Below are 17226 nucleotides of genomic sequence, written 5' to 3' on the forward strand. Positions count from 1 at the left end.
AACAGGCCCCCGCGCGGGGCGCCACGCGGGGCCACCCGCACGATGGCCTGCCCGACTTCCTCTTGCTCGGTTATCGCACTTCGGCGCCAACGGCGGAGGGCGGGGCCCGGAGTCATCCTCCGGGCCCCGCCGTCCAACGCACCGCCGGCATGCGGTGCGGCCGCAACGATCAGGCGTTGGCCAGTCGGTGCTCCTGGATCTTCTTGTTGTGCCGTTCGATCTCCGGCTCCCCGTCGCGTAGCAGCGAGTAGAGCGGGGCCTGGACAAAGAGCGTCGAGAGCGCCGAGACGATGATGCCGATGAACAGCGCCAGCGACAGGTCCTTCAGCGTTCCGGCACCCAGCAGGTAGGAGCCGATGAACAGGATCGAGGCCACCGGGAGCACCGCCACCACCGAGGTGTTGATGGAACGCACCAGGGTCTGGTTGATGCCCAGGTTCACCAGTTCCTCGAAGTTGCGCTTGGTCTGGCCCTCGAACCCTGCGGTGTTCTCGCGCACCTTGTCGAAGACGACCACGGTGTCATAGAGCGAGTAGCTCAGGATGGTCAGGAAACCGATGATCGCCGAGGGGGTGACCTCGAAGCCGGAAAGCGAGTAGATCCCGGCGGTGATCACGACGACCTGGAGCAGCCCGATGATCGCGGCCAGGGACATCTTCCAGGTGCGGAAGTAGGCGGCCATGAGCAGCGCCACCAGCACCACGAAGACGACCAGGCCGATCATGGCCTGCTTGGAGATGTCGGCGCCCCAGGTCGGCCCGACGAACGTCGAGGTCACCTCGGCCTTGGTGACGCCGTAGGCGCCCGCCAATGCCTCGGCGACGTCCAGGGTCTGGTCGTCGGTCAGCTTGTCGGTCTGCACGCGCATGGTGTTCGGCGCGATGTTGGTGACCCGCGGGTGGTGGTCCGGGGCGATCGCCACGACGGCGGCCTCCCCGGTGGGGACCTCGGTGTGCTCGACCTTCGAGATGGTGAACTCGGATCCGCCGCGGAACTCGATGCCCAGGTTGAATCCGCCCTTGGCGACGGGGACCAGGATGGCGAGCAGGACCAGGACGGCGGAGATTCCCAGCCACAGCTTGCGCTTGCCCGTGAACGGGTAGGAGCGCTTGCCGGTGTAGAGCGCGTTGCCCCATGTTGCGAGATTAGCCATTTGATGAATCCTTACCGGCTTGATCGTCCTGCTGGGTGGGCACCGAGACGCTGGTCGCGGCCTTGCGGCGTTCGGCAATGGTCTGCCGGCGCCCGGCCTCGGACGCCGCCTTGGCGTTCTTCTTGCCGCGGGCCGCCTCGGCCGCGGGGCTTAAGCTGCGCACGCGCCCGGCACCGAGGTACAGCGGCACCGCGCCCAGCAGCGACGGGTCGAGCCCGGAGAAGCGGTGCCCCTCGCCGAAGAACTTGGTCTTGGCCAGCAGCTGCAGGACCGGGTGGGTGAGCAGGAAGACCACGACGATGTCCACCACGGCCGTCAGGCCCAGGGTGAAGGCGAAGCCGCGCACGTTGCCCACGGCCACGATGTAGAGCACCAGGGCCGCCAGGATGTTCACGGCCTTGGAGGCCAGGATGGTCCGCTTGGCGCGCTTCCAGCCGATCTCCACGGCCGAGGGCAGGGGCCGCCCGTCGCGCAGCTCGTCGCGGATGCGTTCGAAGTAGACGATGAAGGAGTCGGCGATCAGGCCGATGGCCACGATCAAGCCGGCGACACCCGCCAACGAGAGCCGGTAGTTCATCGACCAGCCCAGCAATACCAGCGCCAGGTACGTCAGCACGCCGGAGACCAGCAGCGACACGATGGTCACCACGCCCAGCAGGCGGTACTGGAAGAGCGAGTAGATCGCCACCAGGCCCATGCCGATGAGCCCGGCGATGAGGCCGCTGCGCAGCTGGTCGGAGCCCAGGGTCGCGGAGATCTGCTGCTCGGACTGGATGTCGAAGCTGATCGGCAGGGCGCCGAACTTCAGCTGGTCGGCCAGGGCCTTTGCCGTCTGCTCGGTGAAGTTGCCGGTGATCTGGGCTCGGCCGTCGGCGATGACAGCGTTCGAGGTCGGGGCCGAGATGACGGTTCCGTCAAGCACGATCGCAAACTGGTTCTGCGCACCCTGCATGGCGGTGAGCCGCTGGGTGACGGCGGCGAACTTCGTGGTGCCCTCGCTGTTGAATTCCAGGGTCACGCCCCACTGGCCGGTGACCGCGCCCTGTTGGCCGCGGACCATGCTGAAGGAGGCATCGGAGATGTCGGCCCCGGGAACCTCGACCGGGCCCAGGATGTATTTGGCGCCCATGTCCGGGTCGCAGGAAATCATCGGCTTGGCCGGGTCGTGCGTTTCCTCGGACCCCTGGCCCAGCTCCGCCGGGCAGTCGTATGCCTCGAACTGCTGGTACAGGGCCGCGTCGACCCAGTTCAGGTCCGAGCCGTTCTCCGGCTTGGCGTCCGGCTTGGGCAGGTCGGCCTTGGCGAGCCGCTGGTCCTCGGGAACGGCGGTGAACGGGCCGGCCAGGATGACCGGGCGGAACTCCATATTGGCCGAGGCCTGGATCAGCTCGCGGGTGCGGGCGTCGGGGACGCCGGGCATGGAGACCACGACGTTGCGGCCGGACTGGGTGGTGATCTCGGCTTCGGAAACACCGGTGCCGTCCACGCGCTGGCGGATGATCTCGACCGCCTGGTCCAGCTGCTCCTGCGTTGCCGCAGCGCCGCCCTGAACTCGTGGTGCCAAGATCATTTGTGTGCCTCCCTCAAGGTCGAGGGCAAGCTTGGGGGCAAATGCTGCCTTCCCGCTCAGCACACCGGTAATCAGGATGGCTGCCGAAATAAGGAAGATCACGCCGAGCCACAGCAGGGATTTACGCGCCTGCTTGATCGGACCAGTAGATGACATCGTGAGGCTTTCTGGTTGTTCCGTCTCCCTCGCGGGGACGAAGATTCCGCGGAAAACCCGAAGCCGGCCTCATTTCCCCCGCGGGGGTCCTGGGCTGCTCCGGGCCGCTTGGTGAAGGTCGGTCGAGGCCGGGTCGCTCACCAGCGGGCCGGTGGCCCGCAGTAAACCGGCCGCCGTTCACTGCTAAGGACGGGCAGGCGGCGCCCGAAGGCACTGCCTCTAGGCCTTGGGGCCGTTGTCCTCGTTGTTGAGGCGACGCAGGGTCTCCTCCGGGGTTTCGGTCTCCGCGTTCTCGGCCTTCTCGGCCTGTTCGCCGGTCAGCGACGACGCGTCGTTAGGCACCTCGACGGCGGCGGCCTGCTCGGGGGCCACAACCTTGGCGACCACCTGGGAGTGCACGGTGACGAAGCTGCCCGGGGAAACCTCCAGGACGATCTTGTTTTCATCGGTGTCGATGCTCGAGATGGTGCCAAAGAGACCGAACTGGGTCATTACCTCTGCGCCAACGGCGAGGTTGGAGCGGATTTCCTCCTGCGCCTTGGCTGCCTTCTTGCGGCCACGCATCATCATGAAGATCAGCAGGCCGAAGGCGGCGAGCATGATCAACATGGTCGGGTCGAACGGGGCCGGGCCGCCGGCAGCGGCTTGGGCCAAAACGTTTTCGGTCACGTGAAAATACCTGTTTCTAAGTCATGGTCAACGACGCGCACAATCGCAATTGCGCAGCCGGTGGGCTTATCCATACTATAGGGAGTTTTCGGCCAAACCCCGACCAAGGGGACGATTTGGCCTGCGAATGTCCTCTGAATCCACGTGCGCGCCGCAACTTGGCGTTGACCGGCTGTTATTCGTCGTCGTCCACGTCGAGCTCAAAGCTGGGCTGACCGGCGAAGATGGCGTCCGCGGGCATGCGCAACCCCAGGTGGTTCCAGGCCTCGGCCGTGGCGATGCGGCCGCGCGGGGTGCGCCCGAGCAGGCCCTCGCGGACCAGGAACGGTTCGGCGACGGTCTCCACCGTCTCGGTCTCCTCGCCCACGGCGATGGCCAGGGTGGACAGGCCCACCGGTCCCCCGCCGAACTTGGTGCACAGGGCGTGCAGGACCGCGCGGTCCAGCCGGTCCAGCCCGCGGGCGTCGACCTCGTACATGTCCAGGGCCGCGGAGGCGGCGCGCGCGTCGATGCTTTCGAGCCGGTTCACCAGCGCCCAGTCGCGCACGCGGCGCAGCAGCCGGTTGGCGATGCGAGGGGTGCCGCGTGAACGGCCGGCGATCTCGGAGAATGCGGCGGAGTTGACCGACAGCGAGAGCATCATCGCCGAGCGGCGCAGCACCAGCTCGAGTTCCTCGACGCTGTAGAACTCCAGGTGCCCGGTGAAGCCGAACCTGTCCCGCAGCGGCCCGGGCAGCAGGCCGGCGCGGGTGGTGGCCCCGACGAGGGTGAAGGGCGGGAGCTCCAGCGGGATGGCCGTCGCGCCGGCACCCTTGCCCACGATGATGTCGACCCGGAAGTCCTCCATGGCCATGTAGAGCATTTCCTCGGCCGGGCGGCTCATCCGGTGGATCTCGTCCAGGAAGAGCACCTCCCCCTCGGTCAGCGAGGAGAGGATGGCGGCCAGGTCGCCGGCGTGCTGGATGGCCGGGCCGGAGCTGATGCGCAGCGGCGCGTTCATCTCGGCGGCAATGATCATCGACAGCGTGGTCTTGCCCAGGCCCGGGGGGCCCGAGAGCAGGACATGGTCCGCGGTGCGTTCGCGGATCTTGGATGCCTCGAGCACGAGGGACAGCTGCTGGCGCACCCGCGCCTGGCCGACGAAGTCGTCGAGGTTCTTCGGGCGCAACGCGGCCTCGAGCACCCGTTCCTCGGGCTCGGGGCCGGCATTGGTCAGGGCGCCGGTTTCGGTCATGTCCTACTCCTAGTTTCCGGGCCGGTTCCCGCGCCCCAGGGAACGCAGCACCGCCCGCAGGATTTCCGGCACGCTGCCGCTTGCAACAATTTGCGGGTCGTTCTTGGCCAGTGCGTCCAGGGCCTTGACCGCGTCCTTCTCCGTCCAGCCCAAGCCCGTCAGCGCCTCGAGGACCTGTGGTTCCCAAGACCGGGCGGCAAGGGGACTGCCCGCGGGCACCGCGGCGCCGGTGGGGACGAGCTTGCCGTTGAGTTCCAGCACGATGCGCTCGGCGCCCTTGGGCCCGATGCCCGAGACCTTGGTGAAGGCCTTGGTGTCCTTGGTGCTCGCCGCAATGCGGACCTCTTCGGGGGTGTGCACCGAGAGGATCGCCAGGCCGGTGCGCGGGCCGATGCCCGAGACCCCGGTCAGCACCTCGAAGACCTCGCGTTCGTCCCCGCTGGCAAAGCCGAAGAGCGTCATCGAGTCCTCGCGGACCACCATGGAGGTATGGACCAGCGCCTCGCGGCCCACCTGCAAGGTGGCCAGCGTCTGCGGGGTGGCTTGGATCAGCATGCCGAAGCCGCCGACCTCAATGACCGCATTGTTCAGGTTGACCTGTTGCGGCACTCCTCGCAGCATACTGATCATGTGGGTATTCCTCCGTGGTACCGGGCTGCGCGGTGGTTCCCGAACACGCAAGCCATGCGAATATATCTACGAACAGCTTACAGGTTCGGAGGGCGCCTCCCGCGGAGGCGCCGCCTTCCGGGTTACCGGGCCTTGACCGAGCGGGCCTTGGCTTCGGCGGCGATCCATGCGCGCTGGGCGGGGGTCAGCCCCGAAGATCCGCCTGCGGGTCGCGAGCCCGAGGCGGAGGCAGCGGCGCCGGCGGCGCCGAATGCGGCACCGCGCCAGCCGTGCGTAATGGCCAGGGCCGCGGCATCGGCCGCGTCGGCGGGCGACGGAGGCGCGTCAAGGCGCAGGATCTTGGCCACCATCTTGCCCACCGCGTCCTTGTTGGCTCCTCCGGAGCCGGTCACCGCGGCCTTGACCTCGGTGGGGGTGTGGAGGGCGACCGGGATGTTGCGGCGGGCCGCGGCAACGATGACGACTCCCGAGGCCTGGGCGGTGCCCATCACGGTGCTCACGTTCAGTTGGCTGAAGACCCGTTCAAGGGCCACTACGTCGGGCTTGTGCTCGTCGAGCCAGGCATCGATGCCGTCGGCGATGGCGAGCAGGCGCGCATCCAGCGGGGTGCCCGGCGGGGTGCCCACGACGCGCACGTCGATGAGCGTTGCCCGGCGGTTGGGTTCGACGTCGACCACGGCCAGACCGCAACGGGTCAGTCCGGGGTCGACGCCAACCACTCTCAAGGGCATGGAAGAGGACTAGTCCTGTTCGAGTTCTGCCATGACCTCGGCACTGATGTCGGCGTTCGAGTAAACGTTCTGGACGTCGTCCAGTTCCTCGAGCGCGTCGGCCAGCTTCAGGAACTTGCGGGCCGAATCGGCATCCAGCTGCACCTGCATGGAGGGAACGAATTCGATTTCGTCGCTCTCGTAGGCGATGCCGGCTTCCTCGAGTGCCGCAACAATGGCGCGCAGGTCGGTGGGCTCGGAGTGGATCTCGAAGGATTCCCCGGCTTCCTTGACCTCGTCGGCGCCCGCGTCGAGCACTGCCATCAGCACGTCGTCCTCGGTCAGGCCGTTCTTCGGCAGGCCCACGACGCCCTTGCGGGCGAACATGTAGGCAACGGAACCCGGATCGGCGATCGATCCGCCGTTGCGGGTGATCCCCAGGCGGACCTCGGAGGCCGCGCGGTTCTTGTTGTCGGTCAGGCACTCAATGAGCAATGCCGAACCCTGCGGGCCGCGAGCCTCGTAGAGGATCTCGGTGTAGTCGATGACCTCGCCGGTCAGGCCGGCGCCGCGCTTGATGGCACGGTCGATGTTGTCGCTGGGCACCGAGGTCTTCTTGGCCTTGGACACCGCGAGTTCGAGGCCCGGGTTTCCGGCCAGGTCGGCGCCGCCCGCGCGGGCGGCGACCTCGATGTTCTTGATCAGCTTGGCGAAGGACTTGGCACGCCTGCTGTCGAGGATAGCCTTCTTGTGTTTGGTGGTAGCCCATTTGGAGTGGCCGGACATGCTTACGCGTCTCCTCTGATCATTTGAATAAAGAGTTCGTGGATCCGACGCTCTCCGCCCACCTCTGGGTGGAAGGAGGTCGCCAGCAATTTTCCCGAACGTACTGCAACAATTCTATCCACCCGAAGCCCATCCGCGCCCAAGGGCGTGTTTTCGGCGGGGACCTTGGCCAGTACCTGCACCGATTCGCCCACGCTTTCGACCCACGGTGCACGGATGAATGCCGCCCGCACCGGTGCTGTCTCCCGGTTCGGGTCCTGGCTGGGAAGGGACTCGAGCCCGCGGATCGCCAGGTCCACCTCGAAGGAGTCGACCTGGCGCCCGAAGGCGTTGCGTTTGACCACCATATCGATTCCCCCGAAACTTTGCTGGGGTTCGCCCTTGAGGTTGCTCGTCGGGTCGGCGATGGTGTCGGCCAGCATGATCATTCCGGCACACGACCCGTAGACCGGGAAACCGTCGGCGATCCTGGCCTTGAGCACCTCGGCCACGCCGTACATGCGCGAGAGCTTGTCGATCACCGTTGATTCGCCGCCGGGAATGACCAACCCGTCAAGTTCGGCGAGCTCGCCAGGGCTCTTGACCGGCAGGGCCTGTGCGCCCAGCGATTCGAGTGCGGCCAGGTGTTCGCGTACATCCCCTTGCAGGGCAAGAACCCCAATTCGTGGCGCCATCGTGGATCACTTTCTAGTCTCGTGGAAATGAATGGTGGGTGCCCGGCGCACCGCGATGGAGCGCGTGGACAGCTCAGCGTAAACCCGGGCGGCCTTCCGGCAATATTTTGATGACGCTCTCGGGCGCGTCGGACAACTACGGCTGTGGCGACGACCACATTTTCGCACCACCGGTGCGTGCGTTCATGGAGTTCACGGTGTCGGTGGTGCGCTTGAGCGAGGCGCCGTCCTGCTGCTTGGTGGTGCAGGGTTCCCCGTCGGCGGCGGGCAGCGCGCACCACCGCAGCGGGTCCTGCTTCATGATGTGCGGTGCCCACGCCAGTTCACCGGGACTCCAGCTTTTCCCGGTGCGCACGAATTGCATTTTCACCGTCAGGCCCTCTTGGTTCAGCACCGTCCTGGTTGCATGCTTGGCCACCGAATTCCCCAGGCCATAGACGATCCAGGTGCCCTGGTGCTTCTCGATCGGCAACACCGAGTGGGTGTGGTGGGAGTAGACGAAATCGAATTCCCCGCTGTCGGCCAGCGAGCGATTCAGGGTGATTTGGGATGCGGTGGGCTCGCTGCTGTATTCGGCACCGTCGTGGAGCGCCGCCATTACGATGTCGGCGCCCGCCGCACGTGCGGCCTTCGCCCGGGCAACCAGCGAGGACCTGGCGATGTCGTCCACCCGCCACGATGCATCCTCCGCCACCCCGTTGAGCGAGTAGGTGCCGGCAATGACGGCGACGCTTGCGGTGCCGACCTCCACCAACAACGGTTTCGCGGAGTCCGCGGCCCTGCGGTAGGAGCCGGTGGAGACCAGCCCCGCCGCATCGAGTGCGTCCAGGGTGCGCTTGACCCCTGGCACGCCGGCGTCCATGGAGTGGTTGCTGGCGGTGGTGCAGCCGTCGTAGCCGACGTCCTTCAGGGCGGGGATGACCGCTGGCGGAACGCTGAACATGGGGTATCCCTTGAACGGCCCGCCCGGGGCCGCGACCGGGGTTTCCAGGTTGCACAGCGCCAGGTCGCTGTCCGCAAGGTACGGTTCGATGCCGGCCAGCAGCGGCCCGAAGTCCATCGAGCCCTTCCCGTCCTTCTCCGCCTGGTCCCACAGGGCCGGGTGCAGCAGGATGTCGCCGGCCACGGCCACCTCGATGCACTCATCCCCCGGGCAACCAGGGTCCTTCGGGGACGTCGACGCGGCATTGGTTGGGGTCCCCGGCGCGCTCGCAGCTGCGGTTGGTGCTGCCTGGCCGGTGGGCGCGGGGAGGCTTGAAGCCGTCGCCGCGGTGCTTCCGGAGGGCCTTGGCGACGGCGGCGCGGGGGCGCAGGCACCCAACGCGGCGACGAGCAGCAACGCCGCGCAAAGGGCTGCGCTTCTTCGGACAACGGTGCCGCGCACGAATCGATGAGACATAGCCAAAAGCCTAACCCTGCGCCGGTTCTTGCGGCGCGGGAAACAGACAGCACCGCGGGCTTATGACAGGGTTAACATCATGCATAATCCGTTGCTTGAGCGAAGCACCTTGCCGTTTGAATTCCCAGATTATTCAGCCCTGGAAGCTCCCCACTACCTGGACGCGGTCCGGCACGGCGTGGACGGTCAGCTGGAGGAACTCCGGGCCATCGCACAAAACACCGAGGCACCGACCTTCGAGAACACCTTCGTGGCCATGGAGCGCAGCGGCGCACTGCTGCGCCGGTCCCTGATGGCGTACTGGACGGTGTTCTCGGCACACGGCACCGATGAGTTGCGCGAGATCGACCCCGAGCTTCAGGCGCTGGTCTCGGCGCACCAAGATGCTATCCACCTGGACAAAGAGCTTTTCGCCCGGTTGGTCTCCCTGGACGCCGCCGGGCTGGCGGGCGAAGATGCCCGGCTGGTCGCCGAGACCCTGCGCACCTTCCGTGCCGCCGGCGCCGAACTCGACGAGGCCAGCAAGGCACGGCTGCGTGCCCTGAACAGCGAGATCACCGACCTCTCCAGCGAATACTCGCGCAGGTTGCTGGGCGCCATGAACGAGGCGGCCGTGCACTTTGCCGATGCCGCGGAACTGGAAGGGCTCAGCGACGGGGAACTTGCCTCAGCGACCGATTCGGCCCTGGCCGCCGGCCACGCCGACGGCTACCTGCTGACCTTGGTGCTGCCCACCTCGCAGCCCTTGCTGGAGCGGCTTGTGCGTTCCGAATCCCGCCGCCGGCTCTTTGAGGCTTCGGTGAACCGCGGGCTGGAGGGAGAGAACCGGACCTTTGAGCTGGCGGCCCGGATGGCGTCGCTGCGTTCGACCCGGGCCCGGCTGCTGGGCCACAAAACGCACGCCGACGTGGTGTTGCAGGAGGCCACCGCCCCGGGCCCGGACGCGGTGCGTAGCCGGCTGGCCGAACTCATCCCCCCGGCAGTGGCAAATGCCCGCGCCGAGGCGAAGGAGCTGGAAAAGATCTCCGGCTCCCCCATCATGCCCTGGGACTGGGCCTACTACTCGGCGGCCGTGGCGCGCGAACGCCACTCGCTGGACACCGGGGCGCTGCGCGAATACTTCGAGCTCGATGCGGTGATCGAGCGCGGCGTGTTCGCCGCCGCCACCCGGCTGTACGGTCTGGGCTTCACCGAGCGCTTCGACTTGCCGACCTACCACCCCGACGTGCGCACCTGGGAGGTCTTCAACGAGGACGGGTCGAGCCTCGGCCTGTTCCTGGGCGACTACTTTGCCCGCTCCACCAAGGCCGGCGGCGCGTGGATGAACTCCATCCGCGAATCCGCGTCGCTGCTGGGCGAGCTTCCGGTGGTCACCAACACCCTGAACATTCCCAAGCCAGCGGCGGGCGAGCCTGCCCTGGTGAGCCTGGACGAGGTCAACACGCTTTTCCACGAGTTCGGGCACGCGCTGCACGGGCTCTTCTCCAATGGCGCCTACCCGTCGCTGGCCGGCACCAGCGTCCCGCGGGACTTTGTCGAATACCCCTCGCAGGTCAACGAGATGTGGGCCCTGCACGCCGAGGTGCTGCCAGGCTATGCGGCACACACCCGCACCGGGGACCCGCTGCCCGACGGCATGGTCGAGGCGCTGGATGCCGCTGCCCTGTGGGGCGAGGGCTTTGCCACCACCGAGTACCTCTCCGCCGCCGTCCTGGACCTGGCCTGGCATTCGCTCACCGACGGCGAACTCATCGCGGATCCGCTCGCATTCGAGCAGCGGGCGCTCACCGAGGCCGGATTGATCCCGGACCTGGTCCCCTCGCGCTACCGCACCGGGTACTTCAAGCATATTTTCGACGGCGGATACTCGGCCGGGTACTACTCCTACATCTGGTCCGAGGTGCTCGACGCCGACACCGTTGAATGGTTCACCGAGAACGGCGGGCCGAAGCGGGAGAACGGGGAAAGGTTCCGCACCGAGCTGCTCTCGCGCGGCAACACGCGGGACCCGCTGGAGTCCTATGAGATCTTCCGCGGCCGCCCGGCACTGATCGAACCGTTGCTGCTTCGCCGCGGCCTGGCAAAGGAAATCAAAGCGTGACAACCATTAGTTTTGCCCAGGAGGCGCTCTCCCACTGGCACCAGGCGGTAGCCATTGCCACGGGCGGCAAGCTGTTCACCACGCACGGATGTTCGTGGGCCTGGCAGCCGGCCCGCGCGCGGCTGGTATTGCTCTTCCCCGCCCACGCGCAGGAAGCCGGGCTGCGCCCGGGCCTGGCCGAGGGAACCCGCCTCGGTGCACGCCGCGTGGATGCCTGGGTCAATTCCGGTGCACCCTCGGGCCCGCTCGAGGCCGCAGGATTCTCCGATGCCGCACAGATTTCCTGGCATGCCGGGGAACTGGTGGGACCCGAGGAGCCTTGGGACGGGCGCGTGCGCCTGGGAACGGACATCCCCGAGGCCGTCGGTCCCGATGCCAAGGAACTCCAGGTCGCCAACCTGTGGCGCGATCCGGCCACTGCGGGCCTTAGCGCCGGACACCCGGCGTTGCGCCGTGTAGAACAGGCCACAGCCCGCACCCTCGAGGGTGATCTGGTGGGCCGCGCCTTTGCCCAGCAGGCATTCGGCGGACAATTGGCCATCCACGGACTGGCTGTCTCGCCCGCGCATCGCAGGCTTGGCATTGGATCGGCCCTGCTCAACGGGCTGGCCCGCGGCATGGTCAACCCGCTGGGGCTGGACGAGGAATCAAGCATCGAACTCATCGCCGCCGCGTCGCCGCGTTCGGCACCGTTCTTCGAAGCCAACGGGATGCGCCTGTTAGGCCGGGGACGGCACCTGGTACTGCGATGACATCCAGCCTCGACAAGTGGTACACGAAGAACCGCACCGGGCGCAACACATGGGCCCGGAGTCGTTCTTCGTGTACCGCTGCGGCGGGACTCAGAGACGTCTGCTCGGTGACGAGGCCAATGCGCCGATGGGCTGCCGCAAGATGGCCTTTCATCCGGGAGAAACCGGGGTTTGGGAGCGGGCGTCACCTTCACAGGTGTTTAAGCTTTGCAAGGTGCAATCCCGCGTTCGTTTCTCGAGGAGCCCCATCGCTTCCGGCTCATCACTGACACCACCTTCGCCTGCCAGGACTTGAGAGGAATCCGCGAAATTCTCGGCGGCCGGAATATGGAGCAGGAGTTCATCCGCCCGTACTTCGTGGGCCAACCGAAAAGTCGATCGACCGCACTGCACCTGGTCCAACGAATGTATCTTTGCGTACTCCCGCACATCGAACCCAGACGGCACAGCTGTCCCAGTCAAACTGGCTTGACCACCACCACACCCCAGACAGAACCTAACTCAGCATCGGCGGCACGGGGCTGGCCGATTAATTGGACCACGTCGGCAACAGCAAAAAGACCTCGATGGAATCGATCCCCTTCTTGCCGCAAGAAAGCGCCTTCACAACAAGGCCTGGGGCACTCGCGAGCAATTTTGCGAATCGCATTCGTATACCAAATGTCCCGACCTTCCACCTCAGCATCCGCAATTGTGCCATGAGCGGTTGGTCCCAATAAATATCGAGTCTTGAAGAACCGAGAACCCTTCCGTCGCGGCCGAACCGAAGCTGTCACCGATCCGTTCAAGCGTTAAGAAACAAAAAACACCGGACCCGATTTTCCGTATTCACGTTCCTCAGAGATTCCGTCATGCGGCCACCAGGAAAATGATCGATAACTGTCTAGTTTCAAAGCAGGAAACTTTTCAAACCCCGTCTTGACAATATCCAAGTCGCCTTGAAAAATCAGCTGTCTCCCGCCTTCAAGCTCAATCCTCAGACCATTTGCCGTATCCTCAGCAAGCGTTAGCGCAAAGAGAGAATCGAAAGGTCGCCCGTACCAACCGTCCGGCAGGACCAAACTGGCTCTTCTATGCTTTGAAAAGTAGCCCTCAACCTTTTTGGCTGGTGATCTTAAAATCATCGTACGCACCGAGTCGTCAGGAACTGTACCGTCAATCTACAGATGGTCATCCCCTCTCTGCAGGGTGTTCTCGTCGTCTCATTCCTTGGTTATCGCCCGGATTCATGGTGCTCGATGCACACCTCGCTACAGCTCCCCAAATGACCACACTGAAACGCTCCATCCAATTGATCCGGCAATTGACATGGCCGCTTTGGAAATCTTCCCAACTTGAAACTCATAGCGGCTATCAGGCTTGAGATTCTCTGCCACGGATTTCCAATTTTCGGATGTCACTCCGTCCGAGAATCTAAGTTGGCCACACTCTTGTGTTTTGATTAGGATGGAAGTACCTGTGCGAGGACCGATCTCTTCTTCGACACTGGAAACGGTGCACACTATAGAGTCCAGATTATTCCGGTCAAACGCGAATAATGCCGGCAATCCCACTATAATGAATAGTCCAAGAAGTACGATCATTCCCAAAATCGAGAAGAACGTTATCTTGCTCGTCACACTTGGTCGCTCACCGCGCCTGGAAGGGTTGACCACTTTCCCTCATTTCGTAATAACCATCTTGAAGTAAACCGTCCTTTGGTTCTTTCCTTCCAGTTCTTATTGGATAACTCATTTACGATTTCCTGCCTTCCGATCGCGCAAATTCAAGAACTTCTATGCCCAAGACCGAACCGAAGGACCAAAAATCCGCTACCTGACGTGAGGCAGAACCAAAAGCTCTCGGGATTTTTCTGACTGACCGGCATTTGCTAACTTATCGGCTCGCTGAAGTAGCTTTTGACCGATCGAAGCGACAAATCTGATTCGCCTGAGAGGCGTGCCTCCCTAGCGAGTTTCAGTTCCTCACCCAATGAGGTAAGCAAATTTTCAATCTTCACGGTCATTACTCCATTCTAGTTAGAACACTCGGATCAGGAACATAGTACTGAATTCCTCCACCTGGATAGCCGAAGTTGGGCCCAACACGTCCAGAGATATACGTGGATCCATCGGACAGCTTAAATTGCCCCAGATTCTCCATGGTATTCACCGAAGGTAAAGCCAAATCAGTTCTAGTCGCAGGCAAGCTAGGTGTGATTTAACGACCGAAAGCTTCAGATCCGCCGCCGTAAAATCTCAAGCCATACTCGTGAGAGCCTGCCACATCGAGCGATATTGTTCCAGAAGAAAAGGATTGCAAAGATTCCCGTCTGAACTGACGTGGAAATGCAATACTCTGCAGCCATGCGGACGCGTCCTGCACACCCGCATAGGGGTTAGGTGCCAAGTCGTGGAGTTTGGCTCCAGGCCCGCAACCTCTAGCCCGCCACCGCCGGCAGCACACCAACAGGGCCCGGCACTGGAAGCGCTCTGACGCTTCTCGCACGGGATCGAAAGTGTGCCCGGCGGATCAGTCACGGACCATGACGGGGGTCGATGGGTCATCATCCCCGTTCTTGACCGTGGGGATCGGCGGTGTGGCTGCCAAAACGGTAGATCCATCTCAGTCAGATGGCCACCGGCGGAATCGTCCGCCGGCTAAGGGCCCACTCCATGGCTGACCATGGTGTCTCTCAGCGTTCAGGGCACCAGCCGGTAATCCTGTACCGACGGAGTTCGGTCCAAGATTCCCTCCATGATGACCCGGGAGAACCAGCCAATATCAAACTCATACTCATCACCGGCCTTGAAGGACGCCGCAACCTCTTCCTGATTTTTGAAGGTGACTCCAGGGGACACGTAGATATCCCCGCAATTCGCCGTGTTGACCAACACCCCTGCCGTCGACGACGAACCCCTCAAGCCTCCCGAGCTCGTCTCCGGCTCCGCGGACACCACCTCGCATTGAATAGTCTCGACGTCAATCGACGCCCACAGCGGGATAAACAGGACGCCCACACCGCCAATCATCATGAAAATTCCAAACACTCTCCAGAACCACTTGGATCCTTGCCCGCTCGCCTTTTGAGCCGGCTTCTCGCTGGTCATCGAAATCCCCCCCACTAATCGTTTCCCCAGCCACTTGAACGACGCCCACTCAACAAAGCGCCCGATGCGGCACGAACCAGAGCCAACCCGACCTGCCGTTAGCAGGTCATGATCCATTCCCGACCACGGACTCCTAAATACGTCTTGCGCCACGGATCTTGCGGCCAAGGTCTTATCGTTTCCCGCGATATCCTCTGGACTCAAACTCAATCGATCTTTGAATACGAATAAACCGTAGCCCTCACATCGAAGACGTCGAAAAATGGGCGCAAAGACTCTTCGGCCGCACCAAACTGGAAAATGAAAGATCCGCCCTCAGACAATTCGGCAGCTACTTCAACTCGGTTCGACTTGTTGATACCAAATGTCATCGCCAGTGGACCGCAGTCTGATGTTTCGATCATGACTTGCGAAAACGAGGTGGCCCCACGGCCACCACCACTTGCAGCCTTTTCCCCATCGGCACCGGTCACGATACATTCAATCGCCACCTGGTGGGTCTTGTCATATTCGGTCATCACGAACGAACCGAAAATACCTAATACCCCAACGACTACGACGACAAGCATGCCTGCCAAAGCAAGAATCCGGCCCATCATCACCCGTCGTCGCGATTGCGGCGGAACGCGTCTCCCCCAAGCGTCCCTCTCGGGTTCATCATCTCCAGGTTGTTCTCGTCGGCTCATTTCTTGATTATCTCCCAAACTCATGGCGCGCAATGGATAGCGGCTGCTGGTCCCTTTGCGCCCGATGCCAAGCCCTGCAAGAAGGCTGACGAATATGCTTGCCGGCTGGTGTTGCTTGCGGGGCGGAAATGCTCGTTTATCAAGCCTTGAAGTCCTCCAAAAACACAGTTTACTGATTCGCTAATGCCTGTTGTCCAGCACGGAACGTTCGGTGCGATCAAAGGTGGCTTCCATCCATCCGGATACCTTGGAGTGATCGGCAGTTCCCATGCGCAGTACGCGCTCGGAGCCCCTTTGCAACAGGTTGTAGGGGGCTCGAGTCCGAGCGGGTGACCCGACCATGTCGTGCTGGTTCGCGTCGAACAGCGCGACCACTTCCGGTGTTGGCGGTCGATCCCCACCCCGAAACTGGCAGCCCTCTTCAGTCCCTCGCCGGCCCGGCACCACTCGCTAACCCATTGCTCGAGCTCCCGCACTGGGCGTTCTTCCGCGTTGCACCCCCTGCTACGCGGCCGTCATCCATGTCGGCTTACGTGGACCACATCCGCACGCACTCGACGCAGCATCCGAGATGCGACGCAACCCGATGGCAAATCCCGTGCTCGGCCCAGCTCCAAGAAGCAAATCTTAGTGAGTGAGTCCACCAGTGGAAAACTCTTGATTTGCAGCAGAATTTTCGCTCTTGCTCATCGCGCCGATGATCCTACTGTTCCTTGATGTCTGGGCGTGAATGATCTCACCCTGCAACATACCCGCCTTCAACAAGAATTGACCGAGCCAAAACCGACTGGCCGATGATGCACGCCGATACTATGGTCGATCCAAGGATGTAGGTTCCCACTCGGGAGCCTCTGAGCATGTGATGAGCGCCTGGCTTCCTTAGGCCCCTAATTGACATGAAAAGCACGATGAGAATGGGGGACATTGCGATTTGCATCGCTATCCCGTTTCCGCTTCGATCATATTTGCCATCGTAGGGCAGTCGAGTGTCCCAAGGAACGTTTAGGAACGTAAAAACAGCCATCCCGACGCATAAAGATAATGCAATTATAGTGTAAATTGTCATGAATTTCGTAGATTTTTTCCCCAAGATCAGATCCTCTTAAGTGAGGCTATCCTGTGGATCTTCCATTCCTGAACCCGCATCATTCCTAGGTCTTACCACGGTTCCACCACTGTCACTCTCTTCATGAGTTGATCACCGAGGAATTTCGCGCTTTCAACAATAGTGCCCGCGTGGGCCCCGCCTTACGCAGCAAGGGAGTGCGCCGTCCAACTGGGGTTTGAGGCCAACCCTGATGCCCCCGGGGAAGTGTGTAAGCGCCGCGCCACAGCGCCGTCAAAGAGCATCTCGGTATAACTCCATGGTTCACCAGTTATCTCATGATCATTGAAACCACCACCCTGGCTCGCTCCTGGGCCAGCGCCCTGCCTAATGTACATAAGGGCCGTCTCGGCAGTTGCCTCGCGGGGTTGTCGGGACGCCGGATGGGCATGTCTGCGGTCGCCAACGGAATCGGCGGGGGTGCGATCAACACGGGAATGTACTACGGCACCGTTCCTCGCAAGGACTGGTCGATGCGGGACGCATTGGGAGCGTTGGTGAGCGAGGTCCTC

15 protein-coding genes are annotated in these 17226 nt (G+C 63.2%); 2 read left to right on the forward strand and 13 right to left on the reverse strand.

The window, feature by feature from the left end; translation table 11 throughout:
* Nucleotides 1–169: 169 nt before the first annotated feature.
* The 9 genes from secF to ACIPVK_RS14430 all read right to left on the reverse strand — a co-directional run bounded on the left by secF (nucleotide 170) and on the right by ACIPVK_RS14430 (nucleotide 8981).
* Nucleotides 170–1153, reverse strand: a complete 984-nt coding sequence (secF, locus tag ACIPVK_RS14390) for a protein translocase subunit SecF (RefSeq protein ID WP_407612668.1) — start codon at nucleotides 1151–1153, stop codon at nucleotides 170–172.
* Nucleotides 1146–2879, reverse strand: a complete 1734-nt coding sequence (gene secD, locus ACIPVK_RS14395; protein WP_407612669.1) for a protein translocase subunit SecD — start codon at nucleotides 2877–2879, stop codon at nucleotides 1146–1148. The genes secF and secD overlap by 8 nt, the downstream gene beginning before the upstream one ends.
* A 219-nt stretch (nucleotides 2880–3098) precedes the next feature.
* On the reverse strand, nucleotides 3099–3548 hold the full coding sequence (gene yajC, locus ACIPVK_RS14400) for a preprotein translocase subunit YajC (protein WP_407612670.1): 450 nt from the start codon (nucleotides 3546–3548) through the stop codon (nucleotides 3099–3101).
* Nucleotides 3549–3723: 175 nt separating this feature from the next.
* On the reverse strand, nucleotides 3724–4782 hold the full coding sequence (ruvB, locus tag ACIPVK_RS14405) for a Holliday junction branch migration DNA helicase RuvB (protein ID WP_407612671.1): 1059 nt from the start codon (nucleotides 4780–4782) through the stop codon (nucleotides 3724–3726).
* A gap of 9 nt (nucleotides 4783–4791) precedes the next feature.
* Nucleotides 4792–5412, reverse strand: a complete 621-nt coding sequence (ruvA, locus tag ACIPVK_RS14410) for a Holliday junction branch migration protein RuvA (protein WP_407612672.1) — start codon at nucleotides 5410–5412, stop codon at nucleotides 4792–4794.
* A 122-nt stretch (nucleotides 5413–5534) separates the two neighbouring features.
* The gene (ruvC, locus tag ACIPVK_RS14415) at nucleotides 5535–6143 is read right to left on the reverse strand and encodes a crossover junction endodeoxyribonuclease RuvC (RefSeq protein ID WP_264268989.1); all 609 of its coding nucleotides are present in this window, start codon (nucleotides 6141–6143) and stop codon (nucleotides 5535–5537) included.
* A gap of 9 nt (nucleotides 6144–6152) precedes the next feature.
* Complete coding sequence (locus tag ACIPVK_RS14420; protein ID WP_407612673.1) at nucleotides 6153–6908, reverse strand: YebC/PmpR family DNA-binding transcriptional regulator; 756 nt, start codon at nucleotides 6906–6908, stop codon at nucleotides 6153–6155.
* A 2-nt stretch (nucleotides 6909–6910) separates the two neighbouring features.
* Nucleotides 6911–7582, reverse strand: a complete 672-nt coding sequence (pdxT, locus tag ACIPVK_RS14425) for a pyridoxal 5'-phosphate synthase glutaminase subunit PdxT (protein WP_407612674.1) — start codon at nucleotides 7580–7582, stop codon at nucleotides 6911–6913.
* 136 nt (nucleotides 7583–7718) lie between these two features.
* Nucleotides 7719–8981 carry a CapA family protein gene (locus ACIPVK_RS14430; protein ID WP_407612675.1) on the reverse strand — a complete coding sequence of 421 codons (1263 nt, stop codon included), beginning with the start codon at nucleotides 8979–8981 and terminating at the stop codon, nucleotides 7719–7721.
* A gap of 79 nt (nucleotides 8982–9060) precedes the next feature.
* Here ACIPVK_RS14430 and ACIPVK_RS14435 point away from each other — a divergent pair, with 79 nt between their 5' ends.
* Together ACIPVK_RS14435 and ACIPVK_RS14440 are read left to right on the forward strand one after the other, a co-directional pair.
* The gene (locus tag ACIPVK_RS14435; RefSeq protein ID WP_407612676.1) at nucleotides 9061–11082 is read left to right on the forward strand and encodes a M3 family metallopeptidase; all 2022 of its coding nucleotides are present in this window, start codon (nucleotides 9061–9063) and stop codon (nucleotides 11080–11082) included.
* On the forward strand, nucleotides 11079–11834 hold the full coding sequence (locus ACIPVK_RS14440; RefSeq protein ID WP_264268994.1) for a GNAT family N-acetyltransferase: 756 nt from the start codon (nucleotides 11079–11081) through the stop codon (nucleotides 11832–11834). Before ACIPVK_RS14435 ends, ACIPVK_RS14440 begins: the two co-directional genes overlap by 4 nt.
* Nucleotides 11835–12625: 791 nt before the next feature.
* Here the strand turns inward: ACIPVK_RS14440 and ACIPVK_RS14445 are convergent.
* The 4 genes from ACIPVK_RS14445 to ACIPVK_RS14460 form a co-directional block, all read right to left on the reverse strand.
* Nucleotides 12626–12967, reverse strand: a complete 342-nt coding sequence (locus ACIPVK_RS14445; RefSeq protein WP_407612677.1) for a hypothetical protein — start codon at nucleotides 12965–12967, stop codon at nucleotides 12626–12628.
* Between the two features lie 871 nt (nucleotides 12968–13838).
* Nucleotides 13839–14021: a glycohydrolase toxin TNT-related protein gene (locus tag ACIPVK_RS14450; protein ID WP_407612678.1), complete on the reverse strand. Its 183-nt coding sequence runs from the start codon at nucleotides 14019–14021 to the stop codon at nucleotides 13839–13841.
* 494 nt (nucleotides 14022–14515) lie between these two features.
* A complete protein-coding gene (locus tag ACIPVK_RS14455) occupies nucleotides 14516–15040 on the reverse strand; it encodes a hypothetical protein (RefSeq protein WP_407612679.1) in 525 nt (174 codons plus the stop codon).
* Between the two features lie 89 nt (nucleotides 15041–15129).
* Nucleotides 15130–15609 carry a hypothetical protein gene (locus ACIPVK_RS14460; protein ID WP_407612680.1) on the reverse strand — a complete coding sequence of 160 codons (480 nt, stop codon included), beginning with the start codon at nucleotides 15607–15609 and terminating at the stop codon, nucleotides 15130–15132.
* Nucleotides 15610–17226 lie beyond the last annotated feature (1617 nt).

The organism is Paeniglutamicibacter sp. MACA_103 (assembly GCF_045798555.1).
Classification (GTDB): Bacteria; Actinomycetota; Actinomycetes; order Actinomycetales; family Micrococcaceae; genus Paeniglutamicibacter.

Bases quoted from the DNA above. Each gene is read 5' to 3' on its own strand.
- secF (WP_407612668.1), bottom strand. From the start codon at position 1,153: ATGGCTAATCTCGCAACATGGGGCAACGCGCTCTACACCGGCAAGCGC.
- ACIPVK_RS14430 (WP_407612675.1), bottom strand. From the start codon at position 8,981: ATGTCTCATCGATTCGTGCGCGGCACCGTTGTCCGAAGAAGCGCAGCC.
- ruvB (WP_407612671.1), bottom strand. From the start codon at position 4,782: ATGACCGAAACCGGCGCCCTGACCAATGCCGGCCCCGAGCCCGAGGAA.
- pdxT (WP_407612674.1), bottom strand. From the start codon at position 7,582: ATGGCGCCACGAATTGGGGTTCTTGCCCTGCAAGGGGATGTACGCGAA.
- ACIPVK_RS14435 (WP_407612676.1), top strand. From the start codon at position 9,061: ATGCATAATCCGTTGCTTGAGCGAAGCACCTTGCCGTTTGAATTCCCA.
- secD (WP_407612669.1), bottom strand. From the start codon at position 2,879: ATGTCATCTACTGGTCCGATCAAGCAGGCGCGTAAATCCCTGCTGTGG.
- ACIPVK_RS14455 (WP_407612679.1), bottom strand. From the start codon at position 15,040: ATGGATCATGACCTGCTAACGGCAGGTCGGGTTGGCTCTGGTTCGTGC.
- ACIPVK_RS14460 (WP_407612680.1), bottom strand. From the start codon at position 15,609: ATGAGCCGACGAGAACAACCTGGAGATGATGAACCCGAGAGGGACGCT.
- ruvA (WP_407612672.1), bottom strand. From the start codon at position 5,412: ATGATCAGTATGCTGCGAGGAGTGCCGCAACAGGTCAACCTGAACAAT.
- ruvC (WP_264268989.1), bottom strand. From the start codon at position 6,143: ATGCCCTTGAGAGTGGTTGGCGTCGACCCCGGACTGACCCGTTGCGGT.
- ACIPVK_RS14420 (WP_407612673.1), bottom strand. From the start codon at position 6,908: ATGTCCGGCCACTCCAAATGGGCTACCACCAAACACAAGAAGGCTATC.